This window comes from Streptomyces atroolivaceus, assembly GCF_000717025.1.
Lineage (GTDB): Bacteria > Actinomycetota > Actinomycetes > Streptomycetales > Streptomycetaceae > Streptomyces > Streptomyces atroolivaceus.
In genome coordinates, this window is record NZ_JNXG01000012.1 from 1 (window position 1) to 15,578 (window position 15,578).

The window sequence follows — 15,578 nt, forward strand, 5'->3', positions numbered from 1 at the left end:
GCAGTCCGGCAAATGCCTCGACGCGGCCGGCGTCTCCTCCACCGACGGAACCAAGCTCCACCTGTGGACCTGTCTCTCCGCCGTCAACCAGAAGTGGGTGCTGCCTGGCTGAGCGCCCTGCTCGACTCCGTCGTCACCGCGGGAGGCGGTGACGACGGAACCGGCCGCGCTACCGGGCCGGTGACGGCGGCGGGAGTGCGACGCCGAAGCTCCCGCCGCCGTTCCTGAGCACAGGTGGGGCCGCCAGTTCTTTCATTTCTTCGGTCACGCGGGTCCGAGAGACGAGACCCCACTGCTCCAGCTGGAGGACGGCGACCTCGGCCGAGCGCAGCTGCCGAGCGTCAACCCGCTCTTCGCCGCCTGGTCGGCCTCGTCGTGCTGGACCAGCACCTCGAGGCGGCCGCGTGGACAGCCATCTGGACGATCGTCGACCATGAACACACCGGAGAACGGCGCAGTGCGAGCAGGTCTGCGAGGAACGGCGCCCCCTGCGCGACGCCGAACCCGTCCTCGTCCACCTCATCTGGCGCCGGCGGGACCCCCAAACCGGCCACCCACACCGCCGTCGCTCTCACCATCGACCTCTACCGCGAGAGCCGGCAGGCGCCGGGTACTCGCAAAGATGAACGGCGGTGATCCGCTGCCGCGGCTCGGCCTCCCCAGGGCCTCGACCCAGCAGCCCGCCCACTCGCCGGGCCACACACACGCCTCCGCCGTCCGGCGTCAACCGCGGTACGTCTCCAGCAGCCGCAGCCAGACCTCGCTGATCGTCGGGTAGGCCGGCACCGCGTGCCACAGCCGTTCGACGGGGACCTCACCCGTCACGGCGATGGTCGCCGAGTGCAGCAGTTCACCGATGCCCGGTCCGACGAAGGTGACACCGAGCAGGATTTCGCGGTCCAGGTCGACGACCATCCTGGCCCGTCCTCTGTAGCCCTGTGCGTACAAGCCGGAGCCGGCGACCGAGGCAAGGTCGTAGTCGACTGCGCGGACCCGGTGGCCCGCCGCCTCGGCCTCGGCGAGCGTGAGGCCGACCGAGGCCACCTCCGGGTCCGTGAACACGACCTGGGGGACGGCGGCGTGGTCGGCGGTGGCGGCGTGGGCGCCCCAGCGGTCCGTCTCGAGCAGAGGGGTCTCCTGGGCACGGGCGGCGATCGCGGCTCCCGCGACGCGTGCCTGGTACTTGCCCTGGTGGGTCAGGAGCGCGCGGTGGTTCACGTCGCCGACCCCGTACAGCCAGTCGCTGCCCTCGACGAGGCAGCTGTCGTCGACGGCGAGCCAGGACCCGGGCTCCAGCCCCACCGTGTCCAGCCCGAGATCGTCGGTACGCGGGGCCCGGCCGGTGGCGAAGAGGATCTCGTCGGTCTCCAGCCGTTCCCCGTTGTCCAGCTCGACGGTGACCGGGCCGTCGTGACCTGCCCTGCTCACGGCCTTGGCCGATACTCCGGTAAGGACACGCACTCCGGCTTCTGTCAGGGCCTCGGCGACCAGCTCGCCCGCGAAGGGCTCCATCTTGGGGAGCAGCCCCCTGCCCCGGATCAGCATCGTCACCTGTGCGCCGAGCCCTTGCCAGACGGTCGCCATCTCCACGCCGACCACTCCCCCGCCCACGACGACGAGCCGGCCCGGCACCTCCTTGGCGCTGGTCGCCTCGCGGCTGGTCCAGGGCCGGACGTCCGCGATGCCGGGCAGTGCGGGGACGACCGCCCGGCTCCCGGTGCAGACGGCGACGGCGTGCCGCGCGCCGAGGTGCTGCTCCGTCCCGTCGGCTGCGGTGACGGACACCTGGCGGACTCCGGTCAGCCGGCCCTTGCCCCGGTAGATGTCCGCGCCGATGCTCTCCAGCCAGGCCACCTGGCCGTCGTCCTTCCAGTGGGAGGTCTGCTCGTCGCGGTGGGCGAGGACCGCGTCCACGTCGAGGGGTCCCTGCACCGCGCCGCTCAGTCCCGGTACACGTCGCGCGTCCGCACGCGCGACGACCGGGCGTAGCAGTGCCTTGCTGGGCATGCACGCCCAGTACGAGCACTCACCGCCGATGAGTTCCGACTCGATCACCGCGGTGCTCAGTCCGGCGGCCCTGGCCCGGTCCGCCACGTTCTCTCCCACGGGGCCGGCTCCGATGACGACGACGTCGTATTCCCTGCGCTGCGCACCCTCAACATCAGTCATGGGAACAGTGTCCTCGTGGGTGTGCGCCGCGGCCACACGGGCAGGCGGAATACCGCAAGTGACGTCACCGTTGTGCCGGAACAGGTCGGAACGGTCCCAGGAAGAGGTAAAAGCGTATGAGCACCGTAGAGCTCACCAAGGAAAACTTCGATCAGGTCGTGAGCGACAACGAATTCCTGCTGATCGACTTCTGGGCTTCCTGGTGCGGTCCGTGCCGGCAGTTCGCCCCGGTCTACGACTCGGCCTCCGAGCGCCACCCCGACCTGGTCTTCGCCAAGGTCGACACGGAGGCCCAGCAGGAGCTGGCGGCTGCCTTCGAGATCCGGTCCATTCCCACGCTGATGATCGTCCGCGACAACGTGGCGGTCTTCTCCCAGCCCGGGGCGCTCCCCGAGGCGGCCCTGGAGGATGTCATCGGACAGGCGCGCAACCTGGACATGGACGAGGTGCGCAAGTCCGTCGAGGAACAGCAGCAGGCTCAGCAGCAGGAGCAGCAGTAGTCCCTGAGGACCTTCGGCAGACGTGATGAGGGCCCGGCCGCTCGGCCGGGCCTTCGTCATGGACGGACGGCACGGGCTCAGCTGTTCCCGGGTTCCTCCGGGGCGGGGGCGGAAGGGGCGCCTGGCGCCTGGCCCTCTCCGGTCGGCTCCGGGGCTTCGCCGCCGCCAGCCGGCTCTGCTCGCTCCGTCTCCGGTTCCTCCGTCTCCGGTTCCTCCGTACCGCCGATGTGCTCGGCGACCCTGACCGTGAGGCCGTAGTCCAGCTCCGCGCCGTCCACCAGCAGTGCTTCCACGGTGTGCGAGGCCGGGTCGATGTCCGCCACCATGCCCTCCCCCGCGTAGCGCGGGTACCCGGATGTCCCGGTGTCCCCGGTGGCTGCCACGACCGCGGAGCGGATGGCGGTGCCGGGTGCGGGGGTACCGGCGGCGGACTCCCCCGGTTCCGGGAACAGCAGGATCTCGTAGCTCTGCGGATGGCTCATGCCGAAGACGCTAGACATCCACCGCGTCCCGCGCATGTCGCAACGCCTGGCCGGCCCCCCTTCAGCTGGTTTCGAGGGTCACCACCGCGACATCCAACGGGCTCACGGCGAGGCCGGAGGCGATCTCCGCGTCGGTCTCCCCCGCTGCTACGAGTGTCATGACCTGCCTCTCACGAGCGGGATGGATCCTGAGGGGTTCTGGTATCCCTGGCACTGTTTCCTCTTGGCGGGAGCAAAGGAACCCCTTGATGAGCGCCTTGGCAGCCGCCGGGAGAAGAGGGCGTCGCCGGTTGCGACCGCCAACCGCCCCCAGAATCACACGAGCCCTGAGGCTCACTGCCGGCCCGTTCCGTTGCGCTCGCCCGCGCCGGCCCGGGCCGGCTCCATCCGGTCCCCCGCCGAGGTGCCGGTCAGTTCAAGACCGTCGCAAAGGACCTACCCAACTCGGCCCAGCCTCGCGGTCCGTGTCACTCACATGTTCTTGGCGCCCGTCCTGATGGCGTCCCGGATGCGGAAGTAGGTGCCGCAGCGGCAGATGTTGCGGATGCCGTCAAGGTCGGCTTCGGTGATTTCGCGGCCTTCTTCGACCGTCCGTCGAACGAGTGCGACGGCGGCCATGATCTGGCCGGGCTGGCAGTAGCCGCACTGGGCGACGTCCTGATCGATCCACGCCTGCTGCATCGGGTGCAGGTCCGCCCCCACCGTGGCCGGGAGTCCTTCGATCGTGGTGATCTCGTCGGTGGCTCGGAGGGAGCTGACGGGGACCGCACAGGGGTTGACCGCTTTGCCGTTGAGGTGGCTGGTGCACGCCTTGCAGACGTTGATGCCGCATCCGTACTTCGGACCGGTGACGCCCAGGATGTCGCGCAGCACCCACAGGAGGCGCACGTCGTCCTCGACATCGACGGTGACCAGCTCGCCGTTGAGGCGAAATGTGTGCTCAGGCACGGGTTCTCCTTGCGTCAGCGGACGTGCTCGAGGCCGTCGGTAGGCGACTCGGGGACGGGTGGCACGGTCGGTTTCGGCGCGAAGGACAGCGTGCCGTGGTTGACCGGAAAGCTGGTGGGCATCGTTCCGGTGGCGCGGCCATAGGCACAGGCGACTGCGGCCATCGACGCTGCGACGCCGAGTTCCCCGGCACCCCCGGGTTTTCCTGTCGTCGTCGGCATGATGATGATGTCCAGCTCGGGCGGCGTGTTCCACTGGCGGGTGTAGAAGTAGTTGTCCCAGCTGGCCTCCAGGAAATGCCCGTCGCGCAGGTGCAGGCTGGACGTCAGGGTCAGGGCGATGCCGTCCATGACGCAGCCCATCATCTGCGCTTCCAGACCGCGTGGGTTGACGACGAGGCCGACGTCCACAGCGACGACGGCCCTGGTCACACGCGGTCCGGCCACACCGTTGCGGATGGGGCGGTTGACCGTTTCTGGCCTGCAGTCGATCTCCACCAGCACGGCACTGACAGCGTGGTATTCGGAGTGGAACGCGATTCCCTGAGCCATGCCCGCCGGCATCGTCCGGCCCCAGCGTCCGGCGTCGGCGACCTTCTCCAGCACCGCCCGGGATCGGTCGTCCCGGAGGAAGTCACGCCTGATCTCGAAGGGGTCCTTGCCCATCTTCTCGGCGAGGCGGTCCACGACGAGCTCTCGGGCACAGGTGACGTCCGGGGAATAGACATTGCGCATACTGCCTGTGTTGAAGCTCTTGTCCGTCTCACTCAGAAGCCGGCTGTTCGCACCGAAGTTGTAGGGCATCGACTGGGAGAGCTGGAAGAACGTCTCGGAGAACCCGATGTCGCCCACGGGCAGCTTCGCTGCCAGGGCGGTGAAGATCTCGCCGAGCCCGTGGCTGAGGTCGGTGGCGACACTCGTGTGCCTCTGCTTGTAGCTGAGGACGGTGTTACCGAGATAGGCGATGCGTACGCGTGACGTGGCCATGGGGTGGGCGCGCCCCTGCCGGGAGTCGTCCGCGCGGTGCCACATGAGCTTGACCGGTTTGCCGATCTTCCGGGAGATCTCGACGGCCTCCAGCGCGGCGTCGAAGAACAGCTTCCGGCCGAAGGAACCGCCGCCTTCGGTGACGTGCACGGTGACCGCGCCGAGCGGCAGACCGAGCTTGGCGGCGATCGCCTCCTTCGCGACGATCGGTGCTTTCAGGCTCGACCAGATCTCGGCGCTGCCGGGCCGTACATCGGCTACCGCGCAGTTGGTCTCGAGCGCACTGTTGCTGCGGAAGTAGAAGGTGAACTTGCCCTCCACACTCGGTGTGAGGGGTGGCAGGCCGAGCGGGAGTTCGGCGGCCTGCAACTCCGCGAGCACGGTCTCGTCGGACTTTCCTTCCGCGCTGCCCGGCTTCCACGACACACGCAGTGCGCGTACCGCGTCGATGCACTGGCCGAAGGTCTTCGCACGGACAGCCACCCCGGTCGAGATCGTGACCACGTCGGTGACACCCGGCATACTACGGACCTCGCCGAGGTTGGCCACCGAACCCACCTTGCCGTTGATGGTGGGCGGGCGGCAGACCATGGTCGGTTCGGCGTCCTGGACGGCGAGGTCCATGGCGAACTTCTTACGTCCGGTGACCGCGGCGAGGGCGTCGACGCGGCCCTGCGGCTTGCCGATGACGGTGAACTCCTCGCGCGGTTTGAGAGCGACGGCCACCCGCTGGGTCCGGACACCCGCGGCCTGGGCCGACAGTGCGCCGATACCGACACTCCTGCCCGACGGGCCGGTGACCACCCCGGCCCTCAAGGTCAGCTTGCTGACGGGAGCGCCGAGTTGGCTTGCTGCGGCTTCGAGCAGACGGCTCCGGGCGATGGCCGCGGCGACCCGGACCGGGGTGTAGGTCGAGATCGTCGTGTTGGACGCGCCGGTCAGCTGGTTGAACAGCAGCTCCGGGCGCGCGTCGGCCAGCGTGACACGCACTCGCTCCACGGGCACATCGAGTTCCTCGGCGATCAGCATGGCCGTCGACGTGGTGATGCCCTGTCCCACTTCGGCCCGCGGCAGCGCGAAGGACACGGTGCCGTCGTGGTTGACCTCGACGGTGATCAACCCGGAGGTCGGCAGAGCCGCTACGGTCATCACGTCGTTGAGATCGATCAGTTCTGTGACTTCGGGCGAGGGGATGTCCGCCCGGACCTCCGGTGCGGCGACGAGTTCGGCGGCCGCCATCAGAGTGGGAGCGGCCAGCACGTAGCCGAGGAACCTGCGCCTGCCGACGCTGTGCGGATCCGCTTCCTGCTGAGCCGGGTGGTCGGTGCCGGTCATGTGGTTCCTTCTCCCGGCTCGGCCGCCGCGGTATCGGCGAGGTGCGCGGCGCCGAAGCCGTCATGATGCCGCGAGGTCGGCCGATGCTCGACTCTTCCATGTATGGCTGTCGCGGAACCTGCCCGGGCAGGCGGCAGCGCAGCCTCGGGACCATGCTTGTAGATCGTCTTCATCATTCCATCACCGCACGTCGTCGTCATCGCTTTCGGGATCTCGGCCTGCGGCGGGCAGCACGATCCGCCCGAGGCGACCGAGGCCTGGGGTGCGGCGACGCGGGGTCGCGCCAACGGCCCACCCCGCGCCCCGCCTCGTACGCCTTCGGCTCAGGCCGGGCGGTTGGCGTCAGGGATCTCGAGGTGAATTCCCCTTCCTTCGGAGAGGAAGAGCAGCACGAACTTACGAAGGGCCTCCTCCACGGCCCACGCGCCCGCGGGCACGAGCGGCAGCGGGATCAGCCCCTCACGGAAGGCCACCAGCAACGGCCAGGCGGCGCTGATCAGTGGCTGCCAGAACGGCTCCTTGTCCAGCCCGACCAGGTCACCGGTCCGGTCCCCGAGCGTGTACCTGGCGAAGGCGTTGATCAGGGGGCGGGTCAGGCCGGCGTCGAGTTCGGCGACGATGTCGAGGAGCACGTCGGTCAGCTCCTCGCCCTCGGGTGTGGAGGCCAGAACCGGGTCGAGGGCCTGCTTGGCCTGGGCGTTGGCATCGTCCCAGGTGGCGGGGATGTACTCGTCCCGAATACCCATCAGGTGCGCGGTCACCTGCCACACATGCAGAAAGCCCTCCGACTCCGTGGAGGTGATCGGAACCCTCCAGTCGATTAGCTTGCGCATGACAAACGTAGGCAGGCTGTGCCAGGTGACCATCATGTCGGCCTGGCTGATCGGGATGGTCTGGCCGTCGCCGGACCTGGTCCAGCCCGGGGACTGAGGCAGCAGGTGGCGGACCGCCGCGTGTACCAACCGGGTCTTCACGGCGGTGACGATCATCCCGCCCCGGGGCTGGTAGGCGTCCAGGTCGCCGACGTCGTAGCCCAGCTGGGCCGTTTTGGCGATGCGGTCCTTCATGTCCGCACCGCCCTTGGAGTAATAGACGGCGCGTGCCTCCCTGGGGATGGCCGTGCTCATCATTCCGCTGCCCAGCCCGTACAGAGCGCCGGTGTAGATCCCCTTCTTCGTGGTGAACCGGGCAGCGGCGGCGAGCTTGCTCTTGTTCGCCCAGGCCGGCATCTGCCGGGCCTGCTCCATGAAGTCCCGCAGGTCCGGGGGGAGGCCGGCCGGCAGGGACTGGTCGTTACGGGTCCACTGCCGCAACAACTTGTTGACCTCGGCCACCTCACCACGTTCGATCACCGCGGCGAGTACCGGATCGGCCTCGTCGTCCCACACCCACTCGGGGTCGAGCCCTGCCCCCTTACCTGCGACCGAGCCGCTCGGCGCCCACGTCCACGCGGGGCGCGCCTGGGCGGGTGAGGCCGCTCCCAGGGCACCGAGCGCTCCCAGCGCCCCGCCCGCCATCAACATCCTGCGCCTGCTGAGTCCGTCCATGTCTTTCAACTCCTCCTTGAGGTCTGGCTGATGACACGTCATGCGAGCGAACTGAAGACGTGCCCCTGGGCTCCGGCCTCCGCACCGGGCCCGTGGCCCGGCAGGAGTCCGGTCACTCCGACCATTTCCTTCGCGGCTCGGTGTTCACGGTCAGAACGGCGCGGCGAACATCCTGTCGCGGGCGCCGGAACCGCCCGCGCGCTTCAGCCGGGACGGTTGGTCTCGGGGATGCTGATCTCCGTCCCCTGCCCCTTCGTGAGGTAGAAGAGGATGTACTTCCGGGCCGCCTCGTCGATCGTCCAGGCGAGCGGGGGAACCAGCGGCAGCGGGATCAACTTCTCCCGGAAGGCCACCAGCTTCGGCCAGGCGGTTGCGATCGCCTTCTCCCAGAACGGTTCCTCGGGGATGCCGTCCCAGTCGGCCACCTGGTCTCCGACCAGGTAGCGGCCGAGCGCGTTGACGAGGGGGCGGTCGATGCCGCCGGGGCTGGTCTGCTCCGCGAGCTGTCCCAGCAGGATGTCGGTCAGCTCCACACCTTCGGGCGTCGGGCCGAGGACCGGGTCGAGTACCTGCTTGGACTGCGCGTCGGCCTCGTCCCACGTGGCGGGGATGTACTCGTCGCGGATGCCGAGCATGTGCGCCGTCACCTGCCACACATGCAGATAGCCCTCCGCCTCGGTGGAGGTGATCGGAACCTTCCACTCGAGCATCTTCCGCATGGCGTAGGTGGGCAGGCTGTGCCAGGTGACGAGCATGTCCGCCTGGCTGATCGGGACCGTCTGGCCGCCGCTGGTCCTGGCCCAGGCCGGGGACTGCGGCAGGAGGTGCCGGACCGCCGCGTGCACCAGCCGGGTCTTGACGGCTTGCACGATGACGTCACCGTCGGGCCGGAAGGCGTTCAGGTCTCCGACGGCGAACCCGAGCATGCTCGTCTTGGCGACACGGTCCTCCATGTCGGCGCCGCCCTTGGAGTAGTAGACGCTGCGCGCCTCCCTCGGGATGGCGGTGCTCAGCATGCCGCCGCCCACTCCGTTGAGCAGGTTGAGGTAGAGACCCCGGGACTTGTTGAACTCGGCCGCCACTTCCAGCTTGGCCCGGTCGGCCCAGGCCGGCAGTTGCCGCGCCCTTTCCATGTACTCCCGCAGGTCCGCCGGAAGGGCGGTCGGCAGCGGCTGGTCGTTGCGGGTCCACTGCCGCAACAGCTCGTTGACCCTGGGAACGTCACCCCGGTCGATCACGGCCGCGACCAGCCGGTCCACCTCTTCGTCCCAGACCCAGTCGGGGTCGAGCCCCGCCCCCTTTCCAGCAACCGAACCGCTCGGCGCCCACGTCCACAGGGACCGGGCGTGAGCCGGTGACGCCATGCTCAGCGCCCCGAACGCGCCTAAAGTCCCGCCGGTGAGCAGCACCCTTCGCCTGCTGAGTCCGTCCATCGTTTCGAACTCCTCCTTGAGCCCTGTGTGCAGACCTGTAGCCCTGTGACCCTTTTTGATACGGTGAAACACATCGAGCATCTCTGTATCCCAGGGGAGCACAACAGGAGCCTGGACGCCAGAGGCTCAGCGGAATCAGGGAGGCGATCGTGAAACCTGTCCACACGGTTCTCGGAGAGTTCTCGGACGGCCCGTCGCTGCTCGACATCGCGTTCTCCGACGCCGTCCAGGGGGCCGAACAGGATGACGAGATGGCTGCACGCCTGCTCGACGCCGCTTTCGAGCAGTTCTGTCGCACGGGAATCAAACGCTCCACCATGTCGGACGTGGCGCGACTGGCGGGCGTCTCCCGCATCACCGTCTATCGCCGGTACGCATCCAAGAGTCTGCTGGTCGAGCACGTCGTCCGGCGCGAGTTCCGGCAGTACTTCGACCAGTTCATCGTCGACATCCGAAGTGCTGGAAACATCGCCGACAGGGTCGCCGTGGGTTTCGCGAGCTCCATGCGCGCGATCCGTCACAACCCCCTGATCGGTGGCCTGATGATCGCTGAGCCGGACGCCATCGTGCCGTCCATGACCAGCGACGGGGGGCGCACCTTGGGTGTGGTGCAGCAGTTCGTCGCGGGGCGCCTCCTCCAGGAGCAGTCGGCGGGGAACGTCGCCGACGATGTCGACGTGGGCCTGGTCGCCGAGATGATGGTCCGGATCTCGGCGTCCCTGCTGGTCATCCCCAGCCATGTCGTCAACCTCGACGACGAGGCGCAGATGCGTGCGGTGGCCGTGCAGTTCCTCGTCCCGATGCTCGGACCGGGGCGGGACGCCCACTCCGAGCCGTCCGTCCGCCTCGACTCTGCCGTCGGCACGGCAGGCGACTCGAATCGCTCCTCGCACGGCCGGGCCGCGCGGGCGTGTGCGGCGCGACCGAACGAATACCTGTCGGCTCAGCGTCAATAGCGGACCAAGGCCCAGCAGCCCTGCCCAGCAGGCACTTCGGCAGCTTCACCGCAGAGGGGATCGCCCACTCGACCTCGGCGCGGCATCACTGTTGACACGAAGCCAACAAGGGTCCCACTGTGAGAGCCGCTCAACGAAAGCGCTCGTGGTTCGCAATGGAGGGAGCCCGTCGTGGCTACAGCAGAGCAGCTGCACAAGTCCGTTGAAGGATTGACCATCACTGGGTTGTTGCGCCGAAACGCTCAGTGCTTCGCCGACCGTCCCGCGCTGACCACCGGAATCGACCCGGGAGCGGTCACACTGACCTGGTCGCAGTTACGCGCGGAGGTCGCCGCCCTCACCCGCGGTTTCACCACGCTCGGCCTGGAGCGCGGCCACCGGGTGCTCATCGCGATGTCCAAACGGGCGGAGCACTGGATCGCCGACCTGGCCGCGATTCACGTGGGCGCACTGCCGTGCAGCATCTACGACACTTTGAGCACCGAACAGATCGGCGCCGTGGCCCGGCACAGCGGAGCCACCGTCCTCGTCCTGGAGGGGGAGGAACAGGTGCGGCGCTGGAAGCCGGTTCTGGACGGCTTGCCGGACCTGCGCGCCGTCGTCGTCCTCGACCGGGCAGCCGCTCCCGCCGACGATCCACGCTTCGTCGGCTACGCGGCCCTGCGTGGCGCCGTACCGCCTGACGACGGCGCGTTCGAGGCGCTCACTGATGCCGCCACCGCCGACCAGCCCTTGGCCCTCGTGTACACGTCCGGTACCACCGGCGACCCCAAGGGCGTGGTGCTCTCCCACCGGAACGTGATTCACCAGTCCCTGATGCAAGATCAGCTCGCCCCCGTACCGGAGCATCCCCGATCGGTCGCGTACCTTCCCCTGGCACACGTCGCCGAGCGGGTGCTCGGTATGTACATGCCGATCTGCAACGCCGGCCACGTCACCATCTGCCCGCACCCCGACCAGCTCCTGCCCACTTTGCTCGTGGTGCGCCCCCACAGTTTCTTCGGAGTCCCGCGGGTGTGGGAGAAGCTCGCCGTCAGGCTCAGGGCGAAGCTGGCCGTCTTCACCCAGGAGCAGGCGGAGGCGATCGCCCAGGCGAGGCAGACCGTCCTGGAAGTGTTTCGCCTTCGCTCCGAAGGCAAGCAGCTTCCTGCGGACCTCACCGAGCCGTTGGAACAACTCGACGCGCAGCTGCTGCAGCCCCTCCGCGCCGCCATCGGGTTCGACGACTGCCGCCGGGCTTTCAGCGGTGCGGCGCCCGTCTCCACCACGGTCCTGGAGTTCCTGGCGAGCGTGGGCCTCCCCGTCTACGAGGTGTGGGGCATGAGCGAGACCACCGGAGCGGCGACCGTCAGTACCCCCGAGGTGTTCGCGATCGGCTCGGTCGGGCTGCCAGGACCTGGCATGGAAGTCAAGGAGGCCCAGGACGGTGAGCTCCTCGTTCGAGGTCCCGCTGTCTTCACCGGTTACCTTCGGCCCGACGGACGCGTCGATCCGGCGACCGATGCGGAAGGCTGGCTGTCCACCGGTGACGTCGGGATGGTCGACTGCAGAGGGGTCGTGACGGTCACCGATCGCAAGAGGGAGATCATCATCACCGATGCCGGCAAGTACGTCGCCCCGGCCGGAGTCGAGTCCCGGCTACGGGCCCACCCCTTGGTGGCCCATGCCGTCGCGATCGGAGACAGGCGTAGGTACATCACAGCACTGATGGTGCTCGACGAGGAGACGGCACCGCTCTGGGCGGAGGCGAACGGTATCGCCGCATGCAGCCTGGAGGAGTTGTCCCGCCACCCTGTGGTGCTGGCAGCCGTGGACGAGGCGGTCGCAGAGGCCAACACGGCGCTTTCCCGCTCGGAGCGGGTGAGGCAGCACTGTGTGCTGCCGGGCCCGTGGACAGTGGAGACAGGCGAGCTGACACCGACACTGAGCCTGCGTCGCCGCGCCATCGACGAACTGCACGCCGCCACGATCGAGTCGATGTACACCTGAAGCCCGAACCGCCAGGGCCACGAACGGAAGGACGGCATGAGCGTTCAGCACCAGACCCGGCGGCGCCGAATGGAACCGGAGGCACGCCGTGCCGAGATTCTCGGCGTGGCACGCCGGCTGTTCGGGGCCAGGAGCTATGCCACGGTGTCCGTCTCCGACATCGCCGCGGAGGCCGGAGTGGCCCGTGCTCTGGTCAGTCACTACTTCGGCAGCAAGCGGCAGCTCTACCTGGAGGTGGTGCGGCAGATGATGGTCGTTCCCGCCTCGGTCTCGGAGCTGCTCCCCCCGACGACCCCGGAGGAACGTCTGTCGATCTGCGTGGACAGATGGCTCGAAGTCGTGGAACGCAACCGTGAGATGTGGTTGTCCGCCATCGGTCTGGAAGCACTCGGCAACGACCCGGATATCGACCAGATCATGCTCGAGGCCGACGAGATCGCCACCGACCGCGTGCTGGAGGCGGCGATGATGACCGACGTCGTCGAAGGTCGGCAGAGACTGCGGGCAATGATCCGCGCCCACAGCGGCATGCTCAAGGCCGCCTCACGGGAATGGCTGGTACGCGGCACTCTCAGCCGCAGCGACCTGCACGTCATGCTGACACGCACCATTCTCCATCTGGTGAACACGGTCTTCCCCGCACTGCGGTCAGCCTGACTTCGGGCGACCACGTGCGAGTCGGAACGGTCGGCCGGGCCAGGCGGTGGATCCGACCTGCTGAGCCGTCCCGCGTCACCTTCGCCGCTGGTCGGCGCGCAGCTCGAAGTCGCCGTAGCTGTTGTCGACCGGGTTGACCGCGCCGGGGGCGACGATCTCGTCGATGGCGTCGAGCACGTCCGGCGGCGTGCGAGGTACTGCCGTTACCTGGAAGAGCAGGGACTCCCGCCTGAGGGCCTGGGCGCGGTTCTCTGGAGAAGGCCGGGGTCCCGGCCGTCGACGACCGGGACCGAACCGGAGCCCGACCTGAAGGAGCACCGTGCGCACAGCAGGCCGTGCCATCCCTGAAGCCTGACATCTCGAATGAGTGCCAGTTCCTCGACAGCCAGGCCCGGTCTCCGGGGCCCTGGCGGCTCCCGTCTGCAGGCGTGTCTGTGCGCGTCACCCCCTGATCTCAGCAGCCGCCGGGTCGTCAGCAAATGAGTTCCATGGGCGGTGATCCTGACGCCCGCTCACCTACTCGGCCATCTCTTTGCGCAGCACACCGGGCCCGTTGCGCGTGTATGTCTCGCTTGCGAAGTGACTACGGACCGCGACGGGCGGTGTCTGAGGGGCAGACAGTGGGACCGGCTGGAGGCGCTCCTGGCCGGAGGGGTGAAGCCTGGGCGGACCACGACATGCCTGGCCGCCGCGTGCGGGACGTGACCGAGGTCGGCGGCGGCTTCCCTGACCGTGCGGCGCGTGGGTTCACCGATCCGCACGGTCGTGTTGTCGTTCAGTACGCGGGAGACCGTGGCCAGGGACGCTCCCACGAGCCGCGCCACATCGGCGCTGGTCGGTACGGAGATGCCGGCGGGCTGCTCGGGTCACTGGCTCGTCGCCTCCGGTGCCCGACAGTCAGGACCTGCTGACGGGCCGGGGCATCAACGGGGGACATCCACCCGCGCGTGCGGGCCGGATCCTGATCCGGCCGCGCGACACGCCCGGGTGCCGCGCGCATCGGCGCGTCGGCGGCGCCGTGTGCCGGGCCGCGCGGGTGAGGAGCTCCGCCGGAACACCGGACGTGGCTGCGGCAGTGGGGCTGACACCGCGCCAGAGGCCGGGGCGGCACGTCCGCCGTGAGGAGTCCGGCGACCACGAGGATGCCGGACGGGCGTCGGAGGACGGGGGCCTGAGCTCGAGCCCGCGGCCCCGTTCCGCCGACCCGCTCCACAGGCCGGGCTGTCCAGGTCCTACGGTGTTGCGATGACGTTCCAGCACCACAATCACAGCAGCGACAGCACGACCGACTTCCCCGGCCGCAGCGGCCCGGCCGCGACCACGGAGGCCGAACCACTCGATGTGGGCCCCGTCCGCACCTCGTACGCTCCCGACCGCGACGGCGATCCGGACCCCGGCGAGATCGTCTGGACCTGGGTGCCGTTCGAGGAGAGGGACGGTCGCGGCAAGGACCGGCCGGTCCTCGTCGTCGCCCGGGAGGAGACGGGCACTCTTCTCGCCGTACAGCTGTCCAGCAAGCAGCACGCCGGGGACCACGAGTGGGTCGCGCTCGGCGCGGGCCCGTGGGACAGCTCGGGACGGCCGTCCTGGGTGGACCTGGACCGTGTGCTGCGGGTGCACGAGGACGGAATGCGCCGTGAGGCCTGTGCGCTGGACCGGGTCAGGTACGACCTCGTCGTGGGGCGGCTTCGGGAGCGCTACGGCTGGAGCTGACCGCAGAAGGCCCGGCTGAAGGCCGCGCGGACGGCGGAGTCGGGATCCCGGTCCGGAACGCCGAAGACGATCTGCTCGAAGTGGCCCGCGAACCGCCCGCCGTCGACGAGCAGGCCGCGGAAGGCACCTGCCACCTGAGCCGGATCGTTCATGAAGACGCCGCAGCCCCACGCTCCCAGCACCAGCCGCCGGTAGCCGCGGACGGCGGCGACCTCGAGCACCCGTTCCGCACGGCTCGCCAGCGCGGCGGGTATGCGAGGGACGAGGTCCGGGGCCCGGCTGCGGATGACTCCGGCGTTGGGTGCGGGCGAGGTGAGGAAACCGGCGGCGTACGGGGATTCCAGCAGTCTCCCCCGGTCGTCGCGGAAGACCGGTACTCCGGGTGAGTGGATGACCCGGTCGGTGTAGAAGGCGCTGCGCTCGGCGCGGTGGTGCGCGTAGAACTCGGAGGCCCGCAGCAGCGTGGCGTGGAGCGCTGAGCCGCGGCACAGGGACTCCTCCTGGGCCTGCGCGCCGTTCAGATAGCCGCCGCCCGGATTGCGGGCCGAGGCGTAGTTCAGCACGGCGACCTTGGCCGCCGCCTCGCCCGTCATCCGCCGTGCCGCCCGCAGGCTCGTCTCGTCCGTCACCTCGATGACCGGGCTGCGGTCGGTGTCCAGGGCGGCCACGGGCACGGGCTCGGGGCCGTACAGCCGGGTACCGGACAGCGCGGTGGCCAGGGCGCGCTCGATCGTCACCTCGCACCCCTCGGGCGTGCGGTACCGCCCGGCCCTGACGATGGACTCGGTCTCGCGCGCGATACCGCGCAGTCGTGCGCTCATGGACGCGCCCCCGTGTGGTGCATACGGGGCATGCTGGGCGGC

General features: G+C 69.1%; 13 protein-coding genes and 1 pseudogene. 6 read left to right on the top strand and 8 right to left on the bottom strand.

Annotation, left to right across the window (positions count from 1 at the left end):
• On the top strand, positions 1–112 hold a 112-nt coding region (locus tag OO67_RS36955; protein WP_157841712.1), incomplete at its 5' end, for an RICIN domain-containing protein.
• A gap of 611 nt (positions 113–723) precedes the next feature.
• Here OO67_RS36955 and OO67_RS22150 read toward each other — a convergent pair.
• Complete coding sequence (locus OO67_RS22150; RefSeq protein WP_033302854.1) at positions 724–2,169, bottom strand: dihydrolipoyl dehydrogenase family protein; 1,446 nt, start codon at positions 2,167–2,169, stop codon at positions 724–726.
• 116 nt (positions 2,170–2,285) lie between these two features.
• On the opposite strand from OO67_RS22150, the gene trxA reads away from it, so the two are divergent.
• Positions 2,286–2,669, top strand: a complete 384-nt coding sequence (gene trxA / locus OO67_RS22155; RefSeq protein ID WP_033302855.1) for a thioredoxin — start codon at positions 2,286–2,288, stop codon at positions 2,667–2,669.
• Positions 2,670–2,746: 77 nt separating this feature from the next.
• Here trxA and OO67_RS40875 read toward each other — a convergent pair whose 3' ends face one another.
• The 5 genes from OO67_RS40875 to OO67_RS22180 form a co-directional block, all read right to left on the bottom strand.
• Entirely contained in the window at positions 2,747–3,151 is a 405-nt protein-coding gene (locus OO67_RS40875) for a hypothetical protein (protein WP_244300287.1), read from the bottom strand.
• Between the two features lie 471 nt (positions 3,152–3,622).
• Positions 3,623–4,099: a (2Fe-2S)-binding protein gene (locus OO67_RS22165; RefSeq protein WP_033302856.1), complete on the bottom strand. Its 477-nt coding sequence runs from the start codon at positions 4,097–4,099 to the stop codon at positions 3,623–3,625.
• A gap of 14 nt (positions 4,100–4,113) precedes the next feature.
• Positions 4,114–6,420: a molybdopterin cofactor-binding domain-containing protein gene (locus OO67_RS22170; RefSeq protein WP_033302857.1), complete on the bottom strand. Its 2,307-nt coding sequence runs from the start codon at positions 6,418–6,420 to the stop codon at positions 4,114–4,116.
• 323 nt (positions 6,421–6,743) lie between these two features.
• A complete protein-coding gene (locus OO67_RS22175) occupies positions 6,744–7,967 on the bottom strand; it encodes an oxygenase MpaB family protein (protein WP_033302858.1) in 1,224 nt (407 codons plus the stop codon).
• 203 nt (positions 7,968–8,170) lie between these two features.
• Entirely contained in the window at positions 8,171–9,400 is a 1,230-nt protein-coding gene (locus OO67_RS22180; protein WP_033302860.1) for an oxygenase MpaB family protein, read from the bottom strand.
• Between the two features lie 149 nt (positions 9,401–9,549).
• On the opposite strand from OO67_RS22180, the gene OO67_RS22185 reads away from it, so the two are divergent.
• From OO67_RS22185 to OO67_RS22195, 3 genes are all read left to right on the top strand, one after another.
• Positions 9,550–10,356 carry a TetR/AcrR family transcriptional regulator gene (locus OO67_RS22185; protein WP_244300288.1) on the top strand — a complete coding sequence of 269 codons (807 nt, stop codon included), beginning with the start codon at positions 9,550–9,552 and terminating at the stop codon, positions 10,354–10,356.
• A 171-nt stretch (positions 10,357–10,527) separates the two neighbouring features.
• Positions 10,528–12,345, top strand: a complete 1,818-nt coding sequence (locus tag OO67_RS22190) for an AMP-dependent synthetase/ligase (protein WP_033302861.1) — start codon at positions 10,528–10,530, stop codon at positions 12,343–12,345.
• Positions 12,346–12,381: 36 nt separating this feature from the next.
• Complete coding sequence (locus OO67_RS22195; protein WP_033302862.1) at positions 12,382–13,002, top strand: TetR/AcrR family transcriptional regulator; 621 nt, start codon at positions 12,382–12,384, stop codon at positions 13,000–13,002.
• A 593-nt stretch (positions 13,003–13,595) separates the two neighbouring features.
• On the opposite strand, the pseudogene OO67_RS40005 reads toward OO67_RS22195, so the two are convergent.
• Positions 13,596–13,850: pseudogene (locus tag OO67_RS40005) on the bottom strand (LacI family DNA-binding transcriptional regulator); the annotation flags it as partial.
• Between the two features lie 397 nt (positions 13,851–14,247).
• Between OO67_RS40005 and OO67_RS22200 the strand changes: the two are divergent.
• Positions 14,248–14,715 carry a type II toxin-antitoxin system PemK/MazF family toxin gene (locus OO67_RS22200; RefSeq protein WP_033302863.1) on the top strand — a complete coding sequence of 156 codons (468 nt, stop codon included), beginning with the start codon at positions 14,248–14,250 and terminating at the stop codon, positions 14,713–14,715.
• On the opposite strand, the gene OO67_RS22205 is transcribed toward OO67_RS22200, so the two are convergent.
• Positions 14,700–15,536 (bottom strand): TIGR02452 family protein, encoded by an 837-nt coding sequence (locus OO67_RS22205; RefSeq protein ID WP_033302864.1) that lies wholly within the window; start codon positions 15,534–15,536, stop codon positions 14,700–14,702. The genes OO67_RS22200 and OO67_RS22205 overlap by 16 nt on opposite strands.
• Positions 15,537–15,578 lie beyond the last annotated feature (42 nt).

Excerpts from the sequence above, each read along its gene's own strand:
- OO67_RS22150 (WP_033302854.1), bottom strand. The coding sequence starts at position 2,169 with ATGACTGATGTTGAGGGTGCGCAGCGCAGGGAATACGACGTCGTCGTC.
- trxA (WP_033302855.1), top strand. The coding sequence starts at position 2,286 with ATGAGCACCGTAGAGCTCACCAAGGAAAACTTCGATCAGGTCGTGAGC.
- OO67_RS40875 (WP_244300287.1), bottom strand. The coding sequence starts at position 3,151 with ATGAGCCATCCGCAGAGCTACGAGATCCTGCTGTTCCCGGAACCGGGG.
- OO67_RS22170 (WP_033302857.1), bottom strand. The coding sequence starts at position 6,420 with ATGACCGGCACCGACCACCCGGCTCAGCAGGAAGCGGATCCGCACAGC.
- OO67_RS22175 (WP_033302858.1), bottom strand. The coding sequence starts at position 7,967 with ATGGACGGACTCAGCAGGCGCAGGATGTTGATGGCGGGCGGGGCGCTG.
- OO67_RS22180 (WP_033302860.1), bottom strand. The coding sequence starts at position 9,400 with ATGGACGGACTCAGCAGGCGAAGGGTGCTGCTCACCGGCGGGACTTTA.
- OO67_RS22195 (WP_033302862.1), top strand. The coding sequence starts at position 12,382 with ATGAGCGTTCAGCACCAGACCCGGCGGCGCCGAATGGAACCGGAGGCA.
- OO67_RS22200 (WP_033302863.1), top strand. The coding sequence starts at position 14,248 with ATGACGTTCCAGCACCACAATCACAGCAGCGACAGCACGACCGACTTC.
- OO67_RS22205 (WP_033302864.1), bottom strand. The coding sequence starts at position 15,536 with ATGAGCGCACGACTGCGCGGTATCGCGCGCGAGACCGAGTCCATCGTC.